17 protein-coding genes and 2 rRNA genes are annotated in these 23,252 nt (G+C 66.2%); 15 read left to right on the forward strand and 4 right to left on the reverse strand.

Annotated features, from left to right (window positions below; translation table 11 throughout):
* Positions 1 to 47 precede the first annotated feature (47 nt).
* From argC to argH, 8 genes are read left to right on the forward strand one after another with little or no spacing between them, the layout of a single operon-like run.
* Positions 48 to 1,082, forward strand: coding sequence for an N-acetyl-gamma-glutamyl-phosphate reductase (gene argC / locus A5698_RS01910; protein ID WP_068292577.1), 1,035 nt, complete (start codon positions 48 to 50; stop codon positions 1,080 to 1,082).
* Complete coding sequence (gene argJ, locus A5698_RS01915; RefSeq protein WP_068292580.1) at positions 1,079 to 2,305, forward strand: bifunctional glutamate N-acetyltransferase/amino-acid acetyltransferase ArgJ; 1,227 nt, start codon at positions 1,079 to 1,081, stop codon at positions 2,303 to 2,305. The genes argC and argJ overlap by 4 nt, the downstream gene beginning before the upstream one ends.
* Entirely contained in the window at positions 2,302 to 3,174 is an 873-nt protein-coding gene (argB, locus tag A5698_RS01920) for an acetylglutamate kinase (protein WP_068292582.1), read from the forward strand. Before argJ ends, argB begins: the two co-directional genes overlap by 4 nt.
* A complete protein-coding gene (locus tag A5698_RS01925) occupies positions 3,171 to 4,340 on the forward strand; it encodes an acetylornithine transaminase (RefSeq protein WP_068292587.1) in 1,170 nt (389 codons plus the stop codon). Before argB ends, A5698_RS01925 begins: the two co-directional genes overlap by 4 nt.
* Positions 4,337 to 5,269 (forward strand): ornithine carbamoyltransferase, encoded by a 933-nt coding sequence (gene argF, locus A5698_RS01930; RefSeq protein WP_068292591.1) that lies wholly within the window; start codon positions 4,337 to 4,339, stop codon positions 5,267 to 5,269. The genes A5698_RS01925 and argF overlap by 4 nt, the downstream gene beginning before the upstream one ends.
* Positions 5,266 to 5,760, forward strand: a complete 495-nt coding sequence (locus A5698_RS01935; protein ID WP_067291642.1) for an arginine repressor — start codon at positions 5,266 to 5,268, stop codon at positions 5,758 to 5,760. Before argF ends, A5698_RS01935 begins: the two co-directional genes overlap by 4 nt.
* Positions 5,760 to 6,959, forward strand: coding sequence for an argininosuccinate synthase (locus A5698_RS01940; protein ID WP_067085534.1), 1,200 nt, complete (start codon positions 5,760 to 5,762; stop codon positions 6,957 to 6,959). Before A5698_RS01935 ends, A5698_RS01940 begins: the two co-directional genes overlap by 1 nt.
* A gap of 7 nt (positions 6,960 to 6,966) precedes the next feature.
* Positions 6,967 to 8,379: an argininosuccinate lyase gene (gene argH, locus A5698_RS01945; protein WP_068292594.1), complete on the forward strand. Its 1,413-nt coding sequence runs from the start codon at positions 6,967 to 6,969 to the stop codon at positions 8,377 to 8,379.
* Between the two features lies 1 nt (position 8,380).
* Here argH and A5698_RS01950 read toward each other — a convergent pair whose 3' ends face one another.
* The gene (locus A5698_RS01950; protein ID WP_068292599.1) at positions 8,381 to 10,150 is read right to left on the reverse strand and encodes an ABC-F family ATP-binding cassette domain-containing protein; all 1,770 of its coding nucleotides are present in this window, start codon (positions 10,148 to 10,150) and stop codon (positions 8,381 to 8,383) included.
* Positions 10,151 to 10,249: 99 nt separating this feature from the next.
* Between A5698_RS01950 and A5698_RS01955 the strand changes: the two genes are divergently transcribed.
* The 3 genes from A5698_RS01955 to A5698_RS01965 all read left to right on the forward strand — a co-directional run bounded on the left by A5698_RS01955 (position 10,250) and on the right by A5698_RS01965 (position 14,082).
* Positions 10,250 to 13,213, forward strand: coding sequence for an acyl-CoA synthetase (locus A5698_RS01955; protein ID WP_067085540.1), 2,964 nt, complete (start codon positions 10,250 to 10,252; stop codon positions 13,211 to 13,213).
* 92 nt (positions 13,214 to 13,305) lie between these two features.
* Positions 13,306 to 13,857, forward strand: coding sequence for a DUF350 domain-containing protein (locus A5698_RS01960; RefSeq protein ID WP_068292601.1), 552 nt, complete (start codon positions 13,306 to 13,308; stop codon positions 13,855 to 13,857).
* Positions 13,858 to 13,863: 6 nt separating this feature from the next.
* Positions 13,864 to 14,082 (forward strand): Trm112 family protein, encoded by a 219-nt coding sequence (locus A5698_RS01965; protein WP_068292603.1) that lies wholly within the window; start codon positions 13,864 to 13,866, stop codon positions 14,080 to 14,082.
* On the opposite strand, the gene A5698_RS01970 is transcribed toward A5698_RS01965, so the two are convergent.
* The 3 genes from A5698_RS01970 to A5698_RS01980 are packed head-to-tail and all read right to left on the reverse strand — an operon-like array spanning position 14,065 to position 16,210.
* Positions 14,065 to 14,679 (reverse strand): TetR/AcrR family transcriptional regulator, encoded by a 615-nt coding sequence (locus tag A5698_RS01970; RefSeq protein WP_067085567.1) that lies wholly within the window; start codon positions 14,677 to 14,679, stop codon positions 14,065 to 14,067. The two genes, A5698_RS01965 and A5698_RS01970, sit on opposite strands and share 18 nt — an antisense overlap.
* 5 nt (positions 14,680 to 14,684) lie before the next feature.
* Positions 14,685 to 15,512 (reverse strand): ABC transporter permease, encoded by an 828-nt coding sequence (locus A5698_RS01975; protein WP_082963856.1) that lies wholly within the window; start codon positions 15,510 to 15,512, stop codon positions 14,685 to 14,687.
* Positions 15,437 to 16,210 (reverse strand): ABC transporter ATP-binding protein, encoded by a 774-nt coding sequence (locus A5698_RS01980; RefSeq protein WP_067085546.1) that lies wholly within the window; start codon positions 16,208 to 16,210, stop codon positions 15,437 to 15,439. Before A5698_RS01980 ends, A5698_RS01975 begins: the two co-directional genes overlap by 76 nt.
* Before the next feature lie 82 nt (positions 16,211 to 16,292).
* Here A5698_RS01980 and A5698_RS01985 point away from each other — a divergent pair, with 82 nt between their 5' ends.
* From A5698_RS01985 to A5698_RS02000, 4 genes are all read left to right on the forward strand, one after another.
* On the forward strand, positions 16,293 to 16,904 hold the full coding sequence (locus A5698_RS01985) for a DNA-3-methyladenine glycosylase (protein WP_068292605.1): 612 nt from the start codon (positions 16,293 to 16,295) through the stop codon (positions 16,902 to 16,904).
* An 18-nt stretch (positions 16,905 to 16,922) separates the two neighbouring features.
* Complete coding sequence (tyrS, locus tag A5698_RS01990) at positions 16,923 to 18,197, forward strand: tyrosine--tRNA ligase (RefSeq protein ID WP_068292608.1); 1,275 nt, start codon at positions 16,923 to 16,925, stop codon at positions 18,195 to 18,197.
* Positions 18,198 to 18,621: 424 nt separating this feature from the next.
* A 16S ribosomal RNA gene (locus A5698_RS01995) occupies positions 18,622 to 20,145 on the forward strand.
* 361 nt (positions 20,146 to 20,506) lie between these two features.
* Positions 20,507 to 23,252, forward strand: a 23S ribosomal RNA gene (locus tag A5698_RS02000); the annotation flags it as partial.

The raw sequence follows: 23,252 nt of genomic DNA on the forward strand, positions 1-23,252 counted from the left end.
CGGTAATGAATTTGCATCGCTCTGCATAAACATGCAGAATTGCCTGCATGGTTTCAGTCGCGGTAGCGGGCGCCAGCGGATACGCCGGCGGTGAGATCCTACGTCTACTTCTCGGGCATCCCGCCCATGCCGACGGGCGGCTGACAATCGGCGCGCTGACCGCCGCCGCAAGCGCCGGCACGACGCTGGCCGAGCACCATCCGCACCTGCTGCCGCTGGCCGGCCGGGTGCTGGAGCCCACCGACAAAGAGGTGCTCGGCGGTCACGACGTGGTGTTCCTCGGCTTGCCGCACGGACACTCCGCGGAGCTGGCCGAGCAGCTCGGGGACGACACCGTGATCATCGACTGCGGCGCCGACTTCCGGCTCACCGACTCCGCGGCGTGGGAGCGGTTCTACGGTTCGGCGCACGCCGGAAGCTGGCCCTACGGGCTGCCGGAGCTCCCGGGTGCGCGCGAGCGCCTGCGCGAATCGAAGCGGATCGCGGTGCCGGGCTGTTACCCGACCGCGGCGCTGTTGGCGCTGTGGCCCGCCGTCGCCGCAGACCTCATCGAGCCGGCCGTGACCGTGGTGGCCGTCAGCGGCACATCGGGTGCGGGCCGCGCGGCCAAGACCGACCTGCTCGGCGCCGAGGTGATCGGGTCGGCGCGGGCGTACAACGTGGGCGGTAAGCACCGGCACACGCCGGAGATCGCCCAGGGGCTGCGCGCGCTAACCGACAAGGACGTCACCGTGTCGTTCACCCCGGTGCTCATCCCCACGACCCGCGGGATCCTGGCGACCTGCACGGCGCGCACCGCCGCCCCGCTGTCGGAGATCCGCGCCGCCTACGAAAAGGCTTATGACGCCGAGCCGTTCATCCATCTGCTGCCGGAGGGCCAACTGCCCAAGACCGGTGCCGTGATCGGCAGCAACGCCGCGCAGCTGGCGGTCGCCGTGGACGACGACGCGAAGACGCTGGTGTCGATCGCGGCGATCGACAACCTCGTCAAGGGCACCGGCGGCGCGGCCGTGCAGTCGATGAACCTGGCGCTGGGCTGGCCGGAGACCCAAGGACTGTCGATCGTGGGTGTGGCGCCGTGACCGGGCCCGACGCCGAGCAGAGCGCCGGCACACGGCTGCTGCGCACGCAGGGGGTCACCGCACCGGAGGGCTTCCGGGCGACCGGGATCGCCGCCGGCATCAAGACCTCGGGGGCGCTGGACCTGGCGTTGGTGTTCAACGAGGGTCCCGACTACGCCGCCGCGGGCGCGTTCACCCGCAATCAGGTCAAGGCGGCGCCGGTGCTGTGGAGCCGGCAGGTGCTCACCACCGGGCGCCTGCGCGCGGTGATCCTGAACTCCGGCGGCGCCAACGCCTGCACCGGACCCCAGGGCTTCCAGGACACGCACGCCACCGCCGAGGCGGTCGCGGCCGCGTTGAGCGACTGGGGCACCGAGACCGGGGCCATCGAGGTCGCGGTCTGCTCCACCGGACTGATCGGCGACCGGCTGCCCATGGACAAGGTGCTGTCCGGCGTCACCGAGATCGTGCACGAACTGGCCGGCGGCCTCACCGGCGGTGAGGAAGCCGCGCGGGCGATCATGACCACCGACACCGTGCCCAAGCAGGTCGCTTTGCATCACGCGGGCAATTGGACCGTCGGCGGGATGGCCAAGGGCGCGGGCATGATTGCCCCGTCGCTGGCCACCATGCTCTGCGTGATCACCACCGACGCCGTCGCCGACTCCGCCGCGCTCGATCAGGCGTTGCGCAAGGCCGCCGCGCTCACCTTCGACCGCCTCGATGTCGACGGCAGCTGTTCGACCAACGACACCGTGCTGCTCCTGTCGTCGGGCGCCAGCGCGATCACGCCCAGCCAGGACGAGCTCGACGAGGCGATACTGCGGGTGTGTGACGACCTGTGCCAGCAGCTGCAGGCCGACGCCGAGGGCGTGACGAAGCGGATCGTCATCACCGTGAAGGGTGCGGCGTCCGAGGACGACGCCCTGCTCGGCGCCCGCCTGGTCGCGCGTGACAGCCTGGTCAAGACGGCGTTGTTCGGGTCGGACCCGAACTGGGGCCGGGTGCTGGCGGCCATCGGAATGGCGCCGTTCAAGGTCGACCCGGATCGGGTCACGGTGGCGTTCAACGGTTTTCCGGTCTGGAAAGACGGGGCGCCGCAGCCGGGTTCGCGCGACGTCGACCTGTCCGGTGCGGACATCGATGTCACCATCGATCTCGCCGACGGTTCGGGGCAGGCCTCGATCCGCACCACCGACCTGTCGCACGGATACGTAGAAGAGAACTCGGCGTACAGCTCATGAGCGTCGAAACCCCGGTCAAGGCAAAGGTTCTGGCCGAAGCGCTGCCGTGGCTCAAACAACTGCACGGCAAGATCGTCGTCATCAAGTACGGCGGCAACGCGATGACCGACGAGGTGCTCAAGGCCGCGTTCGCCGCCGACATGGTCTTCCTGCGTAACTGCGGTGTGCATCCGGTCGTGGTCCACGGCGGCGGCCCGCAGATCAGCGCGATGCTCAAACGCCTCGGCATCCCGGGTGATTTCAAGGGTGGCTTCCGGGTCACCACACCCGAGGTGCTCGACGTGGCGCGCATGGTGTTGTTCGGTCAGGTCGGCCGGGAACTGGTCGGGCTGATCAACGCCCACGGCCCGTACGCCGTCGGCGTCACCGGCGAGGACGCCCAGTTGTTCACCGCCGTGCGGCGCAGCGTGACCGTCGACGGCGTGGCCACCGACATCGGCCTCGCCGCCGACGTCGAAAGGGTCAACGCCGGATCGCTGCTGGATCTCATTGCGGCAGGACGAATTCCAGTGGTGTCGACCATCGCGCCCGACGCCGACGGAATCGTGCACAACATCAACGCCGATACCGCGGCCGCCGCGCTGGCCGAGGCGCTGGGCGCGGAGAAACTGCTGATGCTCACCGACGTCGAGGGTCTGTACACCAACTGGCCCGACCGCGGCTCGCTGGTCAGCGAGATCGACTCGGCCGCACTGACCCAGATGCTACCGACGCTGGAGGCGGGCATGGTCCCGAAGATCGAGGCCTGCCTGCGTGCGGTTGCCGGCGGCGTGCCGAGCGCACACGTCATCGACGGCCGCGTGGAGCACTGCGTGCTGGTCGAACTGCTCACCGACGAGGGAACGGGGACGAAAGTGGTGCGGTCATGAGTCTGCTCGAGCGGTGGCAGGCCGTGATGATGAACAACTACGGCACCCCGCCGCTGGCGTTGGCCAGCGGGGACGGTGCGGTGGTCACCGACGTCGACGGCAAGTCCTACGTCGACCTGCTCGGCGGCATCGCGGTCAACATCCTGGGCCATCGAAATCCGGCGGTCATCGAGGCGGTCACCGGCCAGCTCAACACGCTGGGCCACACCTCGAACCTGTACGCGACCGAACCCGGTGTCGCGCTGGCCGAAGCGCTCGTCGGCCACCTGGGCCACCCCGCCAAGGTGTTCTTCTGCAACTCGGGTACCGAGGCCAATGAGGTCGCGTTCAAGATCACCCGACTGACCGGACGCACGAAACTGGTTGCGGCGCAGGGCGCTTTCCACGGCCGCACCATGGGGTCGCTCGCGCTCACCGGCCAGCCGTCGAAGCAGGCGCCGTTCGCGCCGCTGCCCGGTGACGTGACCCACGTGCCGTACGGCGATGTCGACGCGCTGCGGGCAGCTGTCGACGACGGGACCGCGGCGGTGTTCCTCGAGCCGATCATGGGAGAGGGCGGCGTCGTGGTGCCGCCGGCGGGTTACCTGGTCGCCGCCCGTGAGATCACCGCGGCGCACGGCGCGCTGCTGGTGCTCGACGAGGTGCAGACCGGAATGGGGCGGACCGGAGCGTTTTTCGCCCACCAACACGACGGGATCACCCCCGACGTCGTGACCCTGGCCAAGGGGCTCGGCGGCGGGTTGCCGATCGGTGCGTGCATCGCCACAGGCGCAACCGCCGAGCTGTTGACGCCCGGTCTGCACGGCAGCACCTTCGGCGGCAATCCCGTGTGCACCGCGGCGGCGCTCGCGGTGCTGCGGGTGCTGGCCGACGACGACCTCGTCGGTCGCGCCGACGTGCTCGGCAAGACGCTGTCGGCGGGCATCGAGACGCTGGGACATCCGTTGGTCGATCACGTCCGCGGCCGCGGCCTGCTGCTCGGCGTCGTGCTGACCGCCGAGGCCGCCAAGGCCGTCGAGGCCGCGGCCCGTGATGCCGGGTTCCTGGTGAACGCCGCGGCGCCCGACGTGATCCGGTTGGCCCCGCCGCTGGTCATCACCGAGGCCCAGATCGACGACTTCCTCACCGCGCTTCCCGCGGTCCTCGACAAGGGCGCCGCCTCATGACCGGAATCAGGCACTTTCTGCGCGACGACGACCTGACCCCCGAGGAGCAGGCCGAAGTGCTCGCCCTCGCTGCCGAGTTGAAGGCGCAGCCGTTCAGCCGGCGCCCGCTGGAGGGCCCTAGCGGGGTGGCGGTGATCTTCGACAAGAACTCCACCCGGACCCGGTTCTCGTTCGAGTTGGGCATCGCCCAACTCGGCGGCCACGCCGTCGTCGTCGACGGCCGCAGCACACAGCTGGGGCGCGACGAGACGCTGGAGGACACCGGTCGGGTGCTCTCGCGGTATGTCAAGGCGATCGTGTGGCGCACCTTCGCCCAGGACCGGCTGACCGCGATGGCGGCGGGTGCGAGTGTGCCGATCGTGAACGCGCTCTCCGATGAGTTCCACCCGTGCCAGGTGCTCGCCGACCTGCAGACGCTCGCCGAACGCAAGGGCAAGGTGGCGGGGCTGCGGATGTCCTACTTTGGCGATGGCGCCAACAACATGGCGCACTCGCTGATGGTGGGCGGCGTGACCGCGGGTCTGGATGTGACGATCGCCGGACCGGCCGGCTTCCAGCCGCATCCGGACTTCGTCGACGCCGCGAAGAAGCGGGCGTCGGAGACCGGTGCGACCGTCACCGTCACCGAGGACCCCGACGCGGCGGCCGACGGTGCCGATGTGCTCGTCACCGACACCTGGACGTCGATGGGGCAGGAGAACGACGGGTTGGACCGGGTGGGGCCGTTCCGGCCGTTCCAGGTCAACGACGGGCTGCTCGGCCGGGCGGCTGCGGATGCGGTTGTGCTGCACTGCCTTCCGGCCCACCGTGGGGAAGAGATCACCGACGAGGTGATCGACGGTCCGCAGAGCGCGGTGTGGGACGAAGCCGAGAACCGCCTGCACGTGCAGAAGGCGCTGCTGGTGTGGCTGCTGGAGCGAGCAGGATGACTTCAGCGGCGACCCGCGCCGGACGGCAGGCCCGCATCGTGGCGATCCTGTCGTCGCAATCGGTGCACAGTCAAACCGAATTGGCCACCTTGCTGGCCGAGGAGGGCATCGAGGTCACCCAGGCCACGCTGTCGCGCGACCTGGAAGAGCTCGGCGCGGTCAAACTGCGCGGCGCCGACGGCGGCGTCGGCGTGTACATCGTCCCCGAGGACGGCAGCCCGGTGCGCGGCGTCTCCGGTGGGACGGAACGGATGTCGCGGCTGCTGGCCGAGCTGCTGGTCTCGACCGACGCCAGCGGCAACCTCGCCATCCTGCGGACTCCGCCGGGGGCGGCGCACTACCTCGCCGCCGCGATGGACCGCGCGGCACTTCCGTTCGTCGTCGGCACCGTGGCCGGCGATGACACCATCCTGGTCGTCGCCCGCGAACCGATGACCGGCGCCGAACTGGCAACGAAACTCGAAAGCATTAGACAAAAGGAGACTTGCTGATGTCCGAACGCGTCATCCTGGCCTATTCCGGTGGCCTGGACACCTCGGTGGCGATCAGCTGGATCGGCAAGGAGACCGGGCGCGAGGTGGTCGCCGTCGCGATCGACCTCGGGCAGGGCGGCGAGGACATGGAGGTCGTCCGCAAGCGCGCACTCGACTGCGGCGCCGTGGAGGCCGTGGTCGTCGACGCCAAGGACGAGTTCGCCGACGAGTACTGCCTGCCCGCGATCCAGTCGAACGCGCTGTACATGGACCGCTATCCGCTGGTTTCGGCGCTGAGCCGACCGTTGATCGTCAAGCACCTGGTGGACGCGGCGCGTGAACACGGCGGCAGCACGGTCGCACACGGCTGCACCGGTAAGGGCAATGACCAGGTGCGCTTCGAGGTCGGATTCGCCTCGCTGGCACCGGATCTCAAGGTGCTCGCCCCGGTGCGTGACTACGCGTGGACGCGGGAGAAGGCCATCGCGTTCGCCGAGGAGAACGCAATCCCGATCAACGTCACCAAGCGCTCGCCGTTCTCGATCGACCAGAACGTCTGGGGTCGCGCCGTCGAGACCGGCTTCCTCGAGCATCTGTGGAACGCCCCCACCAAGGACGTCTACGACTACACCGAGGATCCGACGGTCAACTGGAGCACCCCCGACGAGGTCGTCATCGGATTCGAACGCGGTGTCCCGGTGTCGATCGACGGGCGTCCGGTGACCGTGCTGCAGGCCATCGAGGAGCTGAACCGGCGCGCCGGCGAGCAAGGTGTCGGCAGGCTCGACGTCGTCGAGGACCGGTTGGTCGGCATCAAGAGCCGCGAAATCTACGAGGCGCCCGGCGCAATGGTGTTGATCACCGCGCACACCGAACTCGAACACGTCACGCTCGAGCGCGAGCTCGGCCGGTTCAAGCGCCACACCGACCAGAAGTGGGGCGAGCTGGTCTATGACGGGTTGTGGTACTCGCCGCTGAAGACCGCGCTGGAGTCGTTCGTCGCCAAGACCCAGGAGCACGTGACCGGGGAGATCCGGATGGTGTTGCACGGCGGACACATCGCGGTCAACGGCCGCCGCAGCGCCGAGTCGCTCTACGACTTCAACCTCGCCACCTACGACGAGGGCGATACCTTCGACCAGTCCGCGGCCCGCGGTTTCGTGCAGATCCACGGTCTGTCGTCGAGCATCTCCGCCCGCCGCGACTTGGGCAAGTGATGGTCGCGTGAGCACGAACGAAGGTTCGCTGTGGGGCGGACGGTTCTCCGACGGGCCGTCCGATACGCTTGCCGCCCTTTCGAAGTCGACGCACTTCGACTGGGTGCTGGCGCCCTACGACATCCGGGCATCGAAAGCGCACGCGCAGGTGCTGCACGACGCCGGCCTGCTCACCGACGAACAGCGCGACGGTCTGCTGACGGGTCTCGACAGCCTGGCCGCCGACGTCGCGGACGGCAGCTTCGGCCCGCTGGTCACCGACGAGGACGTCCACGGAGCGCTCGAACGCGGCCTGATCGACCGGGTCGGCGCCGAACTCGGAGGCCGCCTGCGGGCGGGCCGGTCGCGAAACGATCAGGTGGCCACGCTGTTTCGGATGTGGCTGCGCGACGCGATCCGGCGTGTCGCCGACGGCGCGCTGCAGGTCGTCGACGCCTTGGCGACCCAATCCGCCGCCCATCCGACCGCGATCATGCCGGGCAAGACCCACCTGCAGTCCGCCCAGCCGATCCTCCTCGCGCACCATCTGCTGGCCCACGCGCATCCGCTGCTGCGCGACGTCGACCGGCTGGTCGACTTCGACAAGCGAGCGGCGGTGTCGCCCTACGGATCCGGGGCCCTGGCCGGGTCGTCGCTGGGACTCAACCCGGATGCGATCGCCGAGGACCTCGGGTTCGACGCGGCCGCCGACAACTCCGTCGACGCCACCGCCTCGCGGGACTTCGCCGCCGAGGCCGCGTTCGTGTTCTCGATGATCGGCGTCGACCTGTCTCGGCTGGCCGAGGACATCATCCTCTGGAGCACAACCGAATTCGGGTACGTCACCCTGCACGACGCCTGGTCGACGGGCAGCTCGATCATGCCGCAGAAGAAGAACCCGGACATCGCCGAACTCGCCCGCGGCAAGTCCGGCCGGCTGATCGGCAACCTGACCGGGCTGCTGGCGACGCTCAAGGCTCAACCGCTGGCCTACAACCGCGACCTGCAAGAAGACAAAGAGCCGGTCTTCGACTCCGTCGCACAACTGGAACTGCTGTTGCCGGCGATGGCGGGATTGGTGGCGACGCTGCGCTTCGACACCGACCGGATGGTCGCGCTGGCGCCGCTGGGCTACACCCTGGCCACCGACGTCGCCGAATGGCTCGTGCGCAGGGGAGTGCCGTTCCGGATCGCGCACGAAGCGGCCGGTGCCGCGGTGCGCGCAGCGGAGGCGCGGGGTGTCGGGCTGGAAGAACTCGAGGACGCCGAACTCGCCGGCATCCACCCGGAACTCACGTCGCAGGTGCGGGAGGTGCTGACCGTCGAGGGCTCGGTGAACTCCCGCGACGCCCGCGGAGGCACCGCACCGGTCCAGGTCGCCAAACAGCTGGGCGTCGTGCGGGAGACGGCCGACCGGTTGCGCATCCGGCTGCGGGGCTGACTCAGCCGTCCGCGGCCGCCAACCACGCCTCTTCGAGAGATTCCTTGCGGCTCAACAACTCCTGAAGCTCGACGTTCAACTCACCGAGCCGGACATGATCCGCTGCGGCCTCGGCCATCGCCTCGTGAAGTTCGGCGATTCGCGTCTCGAGCCTCTCCAACTGTCCCTCGATGCGCGCCATCTCCTTGCCGGTGCGCCGTTCCCGAGCCGACGCCGTTTCGCCCTGGGGCCCAGCCGTCGACGACGCAGGAGCCGGCGGTGAGGCCGCCGCAGCCCGGTCGGCCAGATACTGCTCGATCCCGCCCGGCAACAGCTCACAACGGCCGCCGCCGGTCAGGGCGTAGGTGACGTCGGAGACCCGCTCGAGGAAGTACCGATCGTGGGTCACGGCGATCAGCGTGCCGGGCCAGCCGTCCAGGTAGTCCTCGATGACGGTCAAGGTGTCGATGTCCAGGTCGTTGGTGGGCTCGTCCAACAGCAGCACGTTCGGCTCGTCGAGCAGCAGCCGCAGAAACTGCAGACGGCGTCGTTCACCACCCGACAGCTCCGACACCCGCGCGGTCAGCTTGTCGCCGGTGAACCCGAAGTCCCGCAGCAAGGTGTCGGCACTGATCTCGCCGCCACCCGCCAACTCCGTGATGCGCCGCCGGTTCTCGACGGCGTCGAGCACCCGGTCGGACCCGTCGAGTTCGGCCAGCGCCTGGCTGAGGTAGCCGATCTTCAGCGTCGCGCCCCGCTTGATCGTGCCGGCCGTCGGCGCGAGCTCACCGGCCAATAGCTTCAGCACCGTCGTCTTGCCGGTGCCGTTCACGCCGACCAACCCGATCCGCGCTCCGGGCCCGATCGACCAGTCGACCTTGTCGAGCACCACGGTGTCGCCGGCCTCGAGCCGCACGCGGTGCAGGTCGAACACGTCCTTGCCGAGCCGCGACGTGGCGAAGCGCTGCAGGACGAGCGAGTCGCGCGGCGGCGGTTCGTTCGCAATCAGCTCGTTGGCCGCCTGAATCCGGAACTTCGGCTTCGACGTCCGCGCCGGGGGGCCGCGCCGCAACCACGCCAGTTCCTTGCGCATGAGGTTCTGCCTGCGCGCCTCGGCACCTGCCGCGAGCCGCATTCGCTCGGCCCGCGCGAGCACATACGCCGCGTAGCCACCGTCGTAGCCGTCGACTCTGCCTTTTCCGCTACCGGCATGCACCTCCCACGTCCTGGTGCACACCGCGTCGAGGAACCAGCGGTCGTGGCTGACCACCACCAGCGCCTTGGCCCTGCGCCGGTTCAGGTGCATGGCCAGCCACCCGATCACCTCGACATCGAGATGGTTGGTCGGCTCGTCGAGCACGAGGACGTCGTGACCGACTATCAGCACCGCCGCCAGCGCCACCCGGCGTCGCTCGCCGCCCGACAACCGCTCGACCGCACTGTCGAGGGAGACGTCGGCCAGCAGGTGCGAGACCACGTCGCGGGTCTCGGGCTCGGCGGCCCACACATGGTCGGGCCGGCCGCCGACGATCACGTCGCGCACGGTGCTCTCGGCGGCGAAGTCGTCGCTCTGGCGCAGGTAACCCACCGACAGACCCGAGGTGTGGGTGACACGGCCCGAATCCGGCTCGCGGGTGAGCGTCAGGATCTGCAGCAGCGTGGTCTTACCCTCGCCGTTGCGACCGACCACACCGATCGCATCGCCTTCGTCAATGCCCAGGCTGACCGCGTCGAGAAGGGTGCGCGTGCCGTAGCCCACCGTCGCGCGCTCGACGTTGATCAGGTTCGCCATCAGCCGCCGATGATAGGTCGGCCCTGGCGCGCAGGTCGCTGTGCCATGATGACCTCGGCGATTTCGGGGGTTTCACGTCGGCTTGAAGGGGAGCGTGCGGTGGATCTGTCGGCGATAACGAACCCGGTCGGACGGCTGGTGGCCACCGCCCAGAACGGGCTTGAGGTGCTGCGGTACGGCGGCCTGGAGACCGGCGCCGTTCCCTCGCCGTTCCAGATCATCCAGAGCGTCCCGATGTACCGCCTGCGGCGCTATTTCCCGCCCGACACCCGGCCCGGATCCAAGCCGCCCGGGCCACCCGTGCTGATGGTGCATCCGATGATGATGTCGGCCGACATGTGGGACGTCACCCGCGACGACGGCGCGGTCGGCATCCTGCACCGGGCCGGCATCGACCCGTGGGTCATCGACTTCGGTTCGCCCGACAAGGTCGAAGGGGGCATGGAGCGCACGCTGGCCGACCACGTCGTCGCGTTGAGCGAGGCCATCGACACGGTCAAAGAGGTCACCGGGCGCGACGTGCACCTTGCCGGCTACTCGCAGGGCGGCATGTTCGCCTACCAGGTCGCGGCATACCGGCGGTCGAAGGACCTCGCGAGCATCATCGCGTTCGGCTCACCGGTCGACACCCTGGCCGCGCTGCCGATGAACCTGCCCGCCTCCATCGCGCCCGCCGCCGCGGACTTCATGGCCGATCACGTGTTCAGCCGCATCGACATTCCCGGCTGGCTGGCCCGCACCGGCTTCCAGATGCTCGACCCGATCAAGACCGCGCAGTCGCGCATCGACTTCCTGCGTCAGCTGCACGACCGCGAGGCCCTGCTGCCGCGCGAGCAGCAGCGCCGGTTCCTCGCCTCCGAGGGCTGGATCGCGTGGTCCGGGCCCGCCATCGCCGAACTGCTCAAACAGTTCATCGCGCACAACCGGATGATGAGCGGCGGCTTCTCCATCCACGGGGAGCTGGTCACGCTCTCGGACATCGAATGCCCGGTGCTGGCCGTGGTCGGCGAGGTCGACGACATCGGCCAGCCCGCGTCCGTGCGGGGCATCAAACGTGCCGCCCCGAAGGCCGATGTCTATGAGTTCCTCATCCGCGCAGGACATTTCGGACTCGTGGTGGGGTCGAAGGCCTCGAGTCAGACGTGGCCGGCCGTGGCGCAGTGGGTCAAATGGCTCGACGGCACCGGGGAACGGCCCGAGGGGGTCGACCCCATGGCGCTGCAGTACTCCGACCCCAACGAGACCGGTGTCTCGCTCAGCTCACGTCTGGCGCACGGCACCGCCGCGGCGACAGAGATGGCGTGGACGTTCGCCCGCTCGGCCGCCGACGCCGTCGTCAGCGCCAACAAATCCGCGCGAGCGCTGGCCGTCGAGACGGCGCGAACGCTGCCGCGCCTGGCCCGCCTCGGCCAGATCAACGAGCACACCCGGATCTCGTTCGGCCGCATCATGTCCGAGCAGGCCCGCGACTTCCCCCGCGGCGATTGCCTGCTGTTCGACGGCCGCGTGCACACCTACGAAGCCGTCGACCGGCGCATCAACAATGTCGTGCGCGGCCTCATCGACGTCGGTGTTCGCCAGGGTGCGCGCGTCGGTGTCCTGATGGAGACCCGCCCCAGCGCGCTGGTTGCGATCGCCGCGCTGTCGCGGCTGGGTGCGGTCGCGGTGCTGATGCCGCCCGACGCTGACCTGCCCACCGCCGCCCGCCTCGGATCGGTGACGGAGATCATCGCCGACCCCAGCAATCTGGAAGCCGCCCGGCGACTCGAGATGCGTGTCCTGGTGCTCGGCGGCGGCGAGGCCCGTGACCTCGACGTCCCCGAGGACAGCGACGTCGTCGACATGGAGAAGATCGACCCGGATGCGGTCGAACTGCCCGGGTGGTACCGGCCGAACCCGGGCTTGGCCCGCGATCTGGCCTTCATCGGATTCAACTCGGCCGGAGGCCAACTCGTCGCCCGGCAGATCACCAATGCGCGATGGGCGATCTCGGCCTTCGGCACCGCGTCGGCGGCCAACCTGAGCCGTAGCGACACCGTCTACTGCCTGACGCCGCTGCACCATCAGTCCGGCCTGCTGGTCGCGATCGGCGGCGCCGCGGTGGGCGGATCGCGAATCGCGTTGTCCCGCGGCCTGAAACCCGACCGGTTCCTCAACGAGATCCGCCAGTACGGCGTGACCGTCGTCAGCTACACGTGGGCGATGCTGCGCGACGTCATCGACGACCCGTCGTTCGCGCTGCACGGCAGCCATCCGGTGCGGCTGTTCATCGGATCCGGCATGCCGACCGGGCTGTGGAAGCGGGTGGTGGAGATCTTCGAACCCGCCCACGTCGTCGAGTTCTTCGCGACCACCGACGGACAAGCGGTGCTGGCCAACGTGTCCGGCGCGAAGATCGGCAGCAAGGGCCGCCCGCTGCCGGGCGGGCGGGAATTGGCACTGGCGGCCTACGACCCGGCCGAGGACCTGATCCTCGAGGACGAGCGGGGCTTCGTGCGTCGCGCCGAGACCAACGAGGTCGGTCTGCTGCTCGCCCGTCCGCGCGGCCCGATCGACCCCACCGCACCGATCAAGCGAGGCGTGTTCGCTCCGGCCGACACGTGGGTGTCGACGGAGTACCTGTTCCGCCGCGACGACGACGGCGATTACTGGCTCGTCGACGGCCGCGGATCGGTCATCCACACCGATCGGGGATGCGTCTACGCGTCGACCGTCAACGATGCGGTGGGCTGCCTGGGATCGGTGGACCTCGCGGTGACCTACGGGGTGGAGGCCAACGGACGCCGACTGGCCGTCACCGCGCTGGAGTTGCGGCCCGGCGGCAGCATCCCGTCGGCCGATCTGTCGGAGGCCTTGGCGGATCTGGCGGTCGGTGAGCCACCCGACATCGTTCACGTGGTGTCGAACATGTCGCTCAGCGCGTCGTACCGGCCGCTGGTCAGCCCGCTACGCGCCGAGGGCATCCCGAAGCCGTCGCGTAACGCCTGGTATCTCGACCCCGATACGAAACGGTACAAGCGGCTGACCGTGGCGGTGCGTGCCGAGATCGCTGAGGGCCAGTAGCCGACGACCTGCCGCCGGAGCCGAGCGCTGTTAGGCTCCGCCTTGCGGTACGTCGCCGGGCTGGGACCACCGCCGACCGAGCTGGAGGATTGATGACATCGCGAACCGGTACCCCTCGCGACATCTGGCGTCGCGTCGTCGCGGGCGGCATCGCCGGTGGCGCCTTGACCGCCGGACTGCTGGTCGGTGTGGCATCCCCGGTGGCGCTGGCGCAGCCCGCCGATCCGAGCGCGCAGACCGAGGCGCCCGAGCCGCAGGCCGAGGGCCCGAAGACGCCGTGCACCGGTGACGACTGCAAGAAGGGCCAGCCGGACGCGCCCAAGATCAACGCGGACCAGGTCCTCCAGGCGATCCACGAGGAGTACCGCCAAGGAGACGGCGGTGGTCAGGTCTCCGTGCTGATCGACGACGCCGTGAAGCTGCGCAAGCTCGGCTTCCGCCCGTCGAACTCGAACGCGATGGCGCTGGCGGATGCCCTCCAACGCCGGCCGAATCAGACGCCGCTCGTCGAGGCACTCAAGGAGACGATCGCCTACCAGCGCAAGCTGCAGGCGCGCGCCGCGCTGCAGGCCGCCGCCAGCGGCGGCTCCATCGCCGGGATCCCGGTGACGCAAGCTCCGGCCATGCCGGTCCCGGCGGGCTGATCGACCGTGGCACTCGACGAGAAGCTGCTCGACATCCTGGTCTGCCCGCAGGACCGCGGCCCGCTGCTGCTGGTCGGCGACGAATACCTCTACAACCCGCGGCTGCGCCGGGTGTATCGCATCGACGACGGCATCCCGGTGCTGCTGATCGACGAGGCCGTCGACATCACCGACGATGCCGAGCACCAGCGGATGCTCGACCGTGCGTCAGGTGAAGCCGGGTAGCTCACCGGTGAGGTAACGCTGCAGGTTCGGCGCGATGGTCTCGGCTATCTGCTCCACCGGCAGGGATTTGAACGGCTCCAATTCGAGGATGTAGCGCGCCATCACCACGCCCACCAACTGCGAGGCGACGAACTGGACCCGCACGGGCCCGCTGCCGGGCGGATCGTCGACACGCGAACCGACTTCCCTCGCGATCACCTCCTGCAGGAACGACCGCACCAACGAGGTGTCGTTGCCCGCGATGATCGAGCGCAGCGTCGCGATGAAGCCCTTGCCCATTTCCGAATCCCACAGCGGCAGAAGAAGAGACGGCAGGGTGCGGCCGATCTCTTCGACCGGGACCTGCTGGAGCGGACCGATGACCTGCATGGGATCGATCGGGATGTGGATCGCCGCGGCGAACAACTGGGTCTTGGTGCCGAAGTAGTGGTGGACCAGCGCGGGGTCGACGCCCGCGGCCGCGGCTATCGCGCGGATTGATGTCTTGTCGATGCCGTTGCGGGCGAACAACTCTCGAGCGCTGGTCAGAATCCGGTCGCGGGTGTCCGACGGACCGGGTGGCCGGCCCGGTCGCTTGCGTTCAGCGTTGGTGGTCAACGTCGTCACGGTGTCCTTCGTCGTAGCGTGGCCGCCGCCAGGCAGAGAGCGACGATCGCGAAGCCGATGACCACCGCGGTGTCGCGCACCACGGTGAACGTCGGTTCGGCGTACGCACCGACCTGTTGCAGCGCCTCCAGAGCGTAGCTTGCGGGCAGCACATTGCTGATCCACTGCAACCAGTCCGGCAGCACGTCGCGCGGCACAATGATCCCGCACAGCAGGAGCTGCGGGGCGATCACCACCGGCATGAACTGCACGGCCTGAAACTCAGTGCGCGCGAACGCGCTACAGAGCAGGCCGAGGCCGACACCGAGCACTGCGTTGATGATCGCGATCGCGAACACCCACACCGGGCTGCCTTCGGTGTGCAGGCCGAGAAACGCATACGAGACCAGGCATGCGAGCGTCGCCTGTGCGGCGGCTGCGATCGAGAAGGCGGTACCGTACGCGGCGAGCAGGTCCAGCCGACGTAGGGGAGTGGTCAGGATCCGCTCCAATGTGCCCGAAACCCGTTCTCTCTGCATGGTTATCGATGTGATCAGAAACATCACGATGAGGGGGAACACGCCGAGCATGATCAGGCAAGCATTGTTGAACGGTGACGGCGCATTGGGCGGATGTGGCGCGTTCTGGAACATGAAGTAGAGCAGAGTGATGATCAGGCTCGGTACGAGGAGAATCATCGCGACGCTGCGGTGGTCGGCCGCCAACTGGCGAAGGATGCGTCCGGTGGTGGCGAGGTACGCCTCGACACTCAGCCGGCCTCGGCCTTGGGGGCTCCGATGTTGTGCGTGATGACGGAGAGAAACGCTTCCTCCAGTGACTGACATCCGGTGTCCTCTCGTAGTTTCGTGGGCGTGGTGTGGGCGAGGATTCGACCGTCGCGCATGAGCAGCAGGTCTCCGCAATGGTCGGCTTCGTCCATGACGTGGCTGGAGACCAGGAGCGTGGTGCCTTGTTCCGCCAGTCGGTTGAATTGCTCCCAGAGGTCAACGCGCAGCACGGGATCGAGCCCGACGGTGGGTTCGTCGAGCACCAGCAGGTCCGGATGCGAGACCAGGGCGCAGGCGAGCGAAGCGCGTGTGCGTTGGCCTCCGGATAGGTTGGCACACAACGCGGTTCGATAGTCTGCGAGGCCCACGGCGGCCACGGCGTCATCAGCGGAGTCGGGTCCCGTGCCGTACAGCGAGGCGAAGTAGCGGACGTTGTCGATGACCCGCAGGTCGCTGTAGATCGTCGGGTCCTGGGTGACATAGCCGACTCGGTGACGCAGTTCCGCCGAGCCGGCCGGCTTCCCGAGCACCGTCACCGTGCCGGAACTGACGATCTGGGTGCCGACGATGCTTCGCATCAGCGTGGTCTTGCCGCAGCCGGACGGGCCCAGAAGCCCGGTGATCGTGCCGGGGTCGATCTTCACCGAGACGTCGTCGATGGCCACGCGCTTACCGCGGATGACCCGCAGATTCTCGATTTCGACGGCGGGGACGGCGCCTCGGCGAAGAAATTCATCACTCGATGAAGTCATCATGTGATGAAATATTCTCCGCCGCGTCCGCGGTGTCAAGGGTCTCCGTAGGATCGCCAGCGATGAGTCGAGAGCGTGGTTGACGATGACCGCTGAGCTCCTGGCGGTCGACCCGTTGACGGCGGCCCGTCTGCTGCTCGGCGCCGAACTCACCGGGCGGGGGGTGAGCGCGATGATCGTCGAGGTGGAGGCCTACGGTGGCCCGCCGGACGGCCCGTGGCCGGATGCGGCCGCACATTCGTACCGAGGTCCGGGCGTGCGTAACCGGGTGATGTTCGGTCCACCCGGCCGGCTGTACACGTATCGCAGCCACGGCATCCATGTGTGCGCGAACGTCGTCTGTGCGACCGTCGGCGTGGCCGGCGCGGTGCTGCTGCGGGCGGCCGCCATCGAGGCCGGGCTGAGCACCGCACACGCCCGCCGTGGTGAGTTGGTCCGTCCCGCCGCCCTTGCCCGAGGGCCTGGCAATCTGTGCTCGGCGTTGGGAATCACCATGGAGGACAACGGGATCGATCTGTTCGATCCCAACAGCCCGGTCCAGCTGACGCTCGGGGAGCGGCATGTGGCCACCGAGGGGCCGCGGGTGGGGGTGAGCAAGGCGGCCGACCGTCCGTGGCGATTCTGGCTGGCCGGGCGGCACGAGGTATCGGCCTATCGGCGCAGCCCACGGGCACCGGCTCCCGGAGGAAGCGACTAGTACGGAAAGATCGCACGCATGGGTACGTCGATCCTCGACGAATTGGAGTGGCGTGGACTGATCGCGCAGTCCACCGACCGCGATGCGCTGGCCGAGGCCCTGGCGGCCGGGCCCGTCACCGTCTACTCGGGATTCGACCCGACCGCACCCAGCCTGCATGCGGGTCACCTCATCCCGCTGTTGACGCTGCGCCGCTTCCAACAGGCCGGCCATCGACCGATCGTGCTCGCGGGCGGGGCCACCGGCATGATCGGCGACCCACGCGACACCGGGGAGCGCACGCTGAACACCGCCGACACCGTGGCGGAGTGGGCGGACCGGATCCGCGGGCAGCTCGAGCGGTTCGTCGAGTTCAATGACTCGCCGACCGGGGCCGTCATCGAGAACAACCTGTCGTGGACCGGCCCGCTGTCGGCGATCGAGTTCCTGCGCGATGTCGGCAAGTACTTCTCGGTCAACGTGATGCTCGACCGCGACACCGTCCGGCGTCGGCTCGAAGGCGAGGGCATTTCCTACACCGAGTTCAGCTACATGCTGCTGCAGGCCAACGACTACGTGGAGCTGCACCGTCGATACGACTGCTCGCTGCAGATCGGCGGTTCCGATCAATGGGGCAACATCATCGCCGGGGTCAGGCTGGTGCGTCAGAAGGACGGCGCCACGGTGCACGCCCTGACCACACCGCTGGTGACCGACTCGGAGGGGAAGAAGTTCGGGAAGTCGACCGGTGGCGGCAGCCTGTGGCTCGACCCGGAGATGACCAGTCCGTACGCCTGGTACCAGTACTTCATCAACACCGCCGACGCGGACGTCATCCGCTACCTGCGCTGGTTCACGTTCCTCTCGCCCGAGGAGTTGGCCGAGTTGGAACAGGCGACCGCGGAGCGCGCCCATGAGCGCGCGGCCCAGCGGCGACTGGCGCGCGAGCTGACCACTTTGGTGCACGGCGAGGCCGCGACGCGGTCCGTCGAACACGCCAGCCAGGCGCTGTTCGGCCGCGGCGAACTCAGCGAACTCGACGAGCCGACGCTGGGTGCGGCGCTACGCGAGGCCGCCGTCGCCGAATTGAAGCCCGGCGGGCCCGATACAATCGTCGACCTGCTGGTGGCCAGCGGGCTGTCACCGAGCAAGGGCGCGGCCAGGCGCACCGTCGCCGAGGGCGGCGTCTACGTCAACAACGCCCGAATCGACACCGAGGACTGGGTTCCTCAGCCGGCCAACTTCCTGCACGAGCGGTGGCTGGTGTTGCGGCGCGGCAAGCGCAACATCGCCGGTATCGAACGGGTCGCCTGAGCGCCCGGGAACAACTTGGGCGCGTGCAGCGTTGAAGCTTCCGGTAGCAGTCAACGCACCCCGGTGCGCGTGATGGGTGTCGATCCGAAAAACCCGTTCTATCAGGCCATTTGACTCCTACTTTTCCCTCACGTAACTTATGGACTCGTCGCTGCGACACGGGCCAAGCCCGAAGAGCGCGGCGACTCCCAGAGGGAAGTCCCACTTCGGTGGGCTCCTGAACGTCCGCACTACGAGTACGCGGCTTAAATGCCGCGGGCTAGTGGCGCGGCCGTGCGGGTGTGTTGTTTGAGAACTCAATAGTGTGTTTGGTGGTTTTTGTTTGTTGTTTTTTGTCTGCCTCTTTTTCCCGTTTAGGGGTGGATGTTTTTTGATGCCAGTTTTTGGTGTCTTTGGTTATGGTCGAATTTTTTCGGACAGTTTTTGTTTGGAGAGTTTGATCCTGGCTCAGGACGAACGCTGGCGGCGTGCTTAACACATGCAAGTCGAACGGAAAGGCCCTTTCGGGGGTACTCGAGTGGCGAACGGGTGAGTAACACGTGGGTGATCTGCCCTGCACTTTGGGATAAGCCTGGGAAACTGGGTCTAATACCGAATATTTCCTGCTGGCCGCATGGTCTGGTGGGGGAAAGCTTTTGCGGTGTGGGATGAGCCCGCGGCCTATCAGCTTGTTGGTGGGGTGATGGCCTACCAAGGCGACGACGGGTAGCCGGCCTGAGAGGGTGTCCGGCCACACTGGGACTGAGATACGGCCCAGACTCCTACGGGAGGCAGCAGTGGGGAATATTGCACAATGGGCGCAAGCCTGATGCAGCGACGCCGCGTGGGGGATGACGGCCTTCGGGTTGTAAACCTCTTTCAGTACCGACGAAGCGCAAGTGACGGTAGGTACAGAAGAAGCACCGGCCAACTACGTGCCAGCAGCCGCGGTAATACGTAGGGTGCGAGCGTTGTCCGGAATTACTGGGCGTAAAGAGCTCGTAGGTGGTTTGTCGCGTTGTCCGTGAAAACTCACAGCTTAACTGTGGGCGTGCGGGCGATACGGGCAGACTGGAGTACTGCAGGGGAGACTGGAATTCCTGGTGTAGCGGTGGAATGCGCAGATATCAGGAGGAACACCGGTGGCGAAGGCGGGTCTCTGGGCAGTAACTGACGCTGAGGAGCGAAAGCGTGGGGAGCGAACAGGATTAGATACCCTGGTAGTCCACGCCGTAAACGGTGGGTACTAGGTGTGGGTTTCCTTCCTTGGGATCCGTGCCGTAGCTAACGCATTAAGTACCCCGCCTGGGGAGTACGGCCGCAAGGCTAAAACTCAAAGGAATTGACGGGGGCCCGCACAAGCGGCGGAGCATGTGGATTAATTCGATGCAACGCGAAGAACCTTACCTGGGTTTGACATGCACAGGACGGCGGCAGAGATGTCGTTTCCCTTGTGGCCTGTGTGCAGGTGGTGCATGGCTGTCGTCAGCTCGTGTCGTGAGATGTTGGGTTAAGTCCCGCAACGAGCGCAACCCTTGTCTCATGTTGCCAGCGCGTTATGGCGGGGACTCGTGAGAGACTGCCGGGGTCAACTCGGAGGAAGGTGGGGATGACGTCAAGTCATCATGCCCCTTATGTCCAGGGCTTCACACATGCTACAATGGCCGGTACAAAGGGCTGCGATGCCGTGAGGTGGAGCGAATCCTTTCAAAGCCGGTCTCAGTTCGGATCGGGGTCTGCAACTCGACCCCGTGAAGTCGGAGTCGCTAGTAATCGCAGATCAGCAACGCTGCGGTGAATACGTTCCCGGGCCTTGTACACACCGCCCGTCACGTCATGAAAGTCGGTAACACCCGAAGCCGGTGGCCTAACCCCTTGTGGGAGGGAGCCGTCGAAGGTGGGATCGGCGATTGGGACGAAGTCGTAACAAGGTAGCCGTACCGGAAGGTGCGGCTGGATCACCTCCTTTCTAAGGAGCACCACGAAAAAGGTTGAGACACTGGGTCTTACCTGATGCCGTGAGGAGTCGGTGGCTGTAGTGGCCCCGACTGGGTGCAACAACAGACATGTCCGTTCGGTGGGGAAAGCCGGCGGCGAAAAATTGCCAGACACACTATTGGGCTTTGAGACAACAGGCCCGTTTGTTCCCTGGCCACTGTGTGTGGTGGGAGGACGTGTTGTCGCCCTGCTTTGGTGGTGGGGTGTGGTGTTTGATTTGTGGATAGTGGTTGCGAGCATCTCGCGATGAATGGCCTGCTCACCTTTGGGTGGGTGGGTGGTTTGTTGCGGTGTTAATGCAATATTCTTCCGAGAATTTTGATCTGTTTTGTGTGTAAGTGTTTAAGGGCGCATGGTGGATGCCTTGGCACTGAGAGCCGATGAAGGACGTGGGAGGCTGCGATATGCCTCGGGGAGTTGTCAACCGAGCGTGGATCCGAGGATGTCCGAATGGGGAAACCCGGCACGAGTGATGTCGTGTCACCAGGCGTTGAATATATAGGCGTCTGGGGGGAACGCGGGGAAGTGAAACATCTCAGTACCCGTAGGAAGAGAAAACAATTGTGATTCCGTGAGTAGTGGCGAGCGAAAGCGGAGGATGGCTAAACCGTGTGCATGTGATACCCGGCGGGGGTTGTGTGTGCGGTGTTGTGGGGCGTTCCTTCTTCCATCCGCCGATGGGAGCGGAAGTGATAAACCGTTGGGTTAGGTGAAGTGGCCTGGGATGGTCTGCCGTAGAGGGTGAGAGTCCTGTAACCGAAAACTTGGCGGCTTCTGTGGAATGTTTTCCCCGAGTAGCAGCGGGCCCGTGGAATCTGCTGTGAATCTGCCGGGACCACCCGGTAAGCCTGAATACTTCTCAGTGACCGATAGCGGATCAGTACCGTGAGGGAATGGTGAAAAGTACCCCGGGAGGGGAGTGAAAGAGTACCTGAAACCGTGTGCCTACAATCCGTCAAAGCCCTCCACTTTGTGGTGGGGTGATGGCGTGCCTTTTGAAGAATGAGCCTGCGAGTCAGGGACATGTCGCGAGGTTAACCCGTGTGGGGTAGCCGCAGCGAAAGCGAGTCTGAATAGGGCGTATCCATACAAGAGTGTGTGGTGTAGTGGTGTGTTCTGGACCCGAAGCGGAGTGATCTACCCATGGCCAGGGTGAAGCGCGGGTAAGACCGCGTGGAGGCCCGAACCCACTTAGGTTGAAGACTGAGGGGATGAGCTGTGGGTAGGGGTGAAAGGCCAATCAAACTCCGTGATAGCTGGTTCTCCCCGAAATGCATTTAGGTGCAGCGTCGCATGGTTCTTGCTGGAGGTAGAGCTACTGGATGGCCGATGGGCCCTACTAGGTTACTGACGTCAGCCAAACTCCGAATGCCGGCAAGGTGTAGTGCGGCAGTGAGACGGCGGGGGATAAGCTCCGTGCGTCGAGAGGGAAACAGCCCAGATCGCCGGCTAAGGCCCCTAAGCGTGTGCTAAGTGGAAAAGGATGTGCAGTCGCGAAGACAACCAGGAGGTTGGCTTAGAAGCAGCCACCCTTGAAAGAGTGCGTAATAGCTCACTGGTCAAGTGATTGCGCGCCGATAATGTAGCGGGGCTCAAGCACACCGCCGAAGCCGCGGCAGCAACACCTTGTGGTGTTGTTGGGTAGGGGAGCGTCCTGCATCCGGTGAAGCCACGAAGTGATTCAGTGGTGGAGGGTGTGGGAGTGAGAATGCAGGCATGAGTAGCGATAAGGCAAGTGAGAACCTTGCCCGCCGGAAGACCAAGGGTTCCTGGGCCAGGCCAGTCCGCCCAGGGTGAGTCGGGACCTAAGGCGAGGCCGACAGGCGTAGTCGATGGACAACGGGTTGATATTCCCGTACCCGTGTATGAGCGTCCCTGACGAATCCATACTGCTAACCACCCAAACGGTGGCCTACCAACTCCTTCGGGAGGCGGGGGTCGCCCGCTGCGTGGGACCCGTGTGGGTAGTAGTCAAGCGATGGGGTGACGCAGGAAGGTAGCCGTACCAGTCAGTGGTAATACTGGGGCAAACCTGTAGGGAGAACGATAGGCAAATCCGTCGTTCACGATTCCTGAGAGGTGATGCATAGCCGAGTGAGGCGAATTCGGTGATCCTATGCTGTCGAGAAAAGCCTCTAGCGAGCGCATACACGGCCCGTACCCCAAACCAACACAGGTGGTCAGGTAGAGAATACCGAGGCGTACGAGTGAACTATGGTTAAGGAACTCGGCAAAATGCCCCCGTAACTTCGGGAGAAGGGGGACCCCCACACCGTCAAGGCCCTCGCGGCCGGCAGCGGGAGGGGGTGGCACAAACCAGTGAGAAGCGACTGTTTACTAAAAACACAGGTCCGTGCGAAGTCGCAAGACGATGTATACGGACTGACGCCTGCCCGGTGCTGGAAGGTTAAGAGGACCCGTTAACCCGCAAGGGTGAAGCGGAGAATTTAAGCCCCAGTAAACGGCGGTGGTAACTATAACCATCCTAAGGTAGCGAAATTCCTTGTCGGGTAAGTTCCGACCTGCACGAATGGCGTAACGACTTCTCAGCTGTCTCAACCATAGACTCGGCGAAATTGCATTACGAGTAAAGATGCTCGTTACGCGCGGCAGGACGAAAAGACCCCGGGACCTTCACTACAACTTGGTATTGGTGCTCGATACGGTTTGTGTAGGATAGGTGGGAGACTATGAAGCAGTCACGCCAGTGATTGTGGAGTCGTTGTTGAAATACCACTCTGATCGTATTGGGCCTCTAACCTCGAACCGTCTATCCGGTTCAGGGACAGTGCCTGGCGGGTAGTTTAACTGGGGCGGTTGCCTCCTAAAAAGTAACGGAGGCGCCCAAAGGTTCCCTCAACCTGGACGGCAATCAGGTGTTGAGTGTAAGTGCACAAGGGAGCTTGACTGCGAGACCTACACGTCAAGCAGGGACGAAAGTCGGGACTAGTGATCCGGCACCCCCGAGTGGAAGGGGTGTCGCTCAACGGATAAAAGGTACCCCGGGGATAACAGGCTGATCTTCCCCAAGAGTCCATATCGACGGGATGGTTTGGCACCTCGATGTCGGCTCGATGA

Origin of the sequence: Mycobacterium sp. E136, from assembly GCF_001666865.1 — a bacterium.
Taxonomy (GTDB): domain Bacteria; phylum Actinomycetota; class Actinomycetes; order Mycobacteriales; family Mycobacteriaceae; genus Mycobacterium.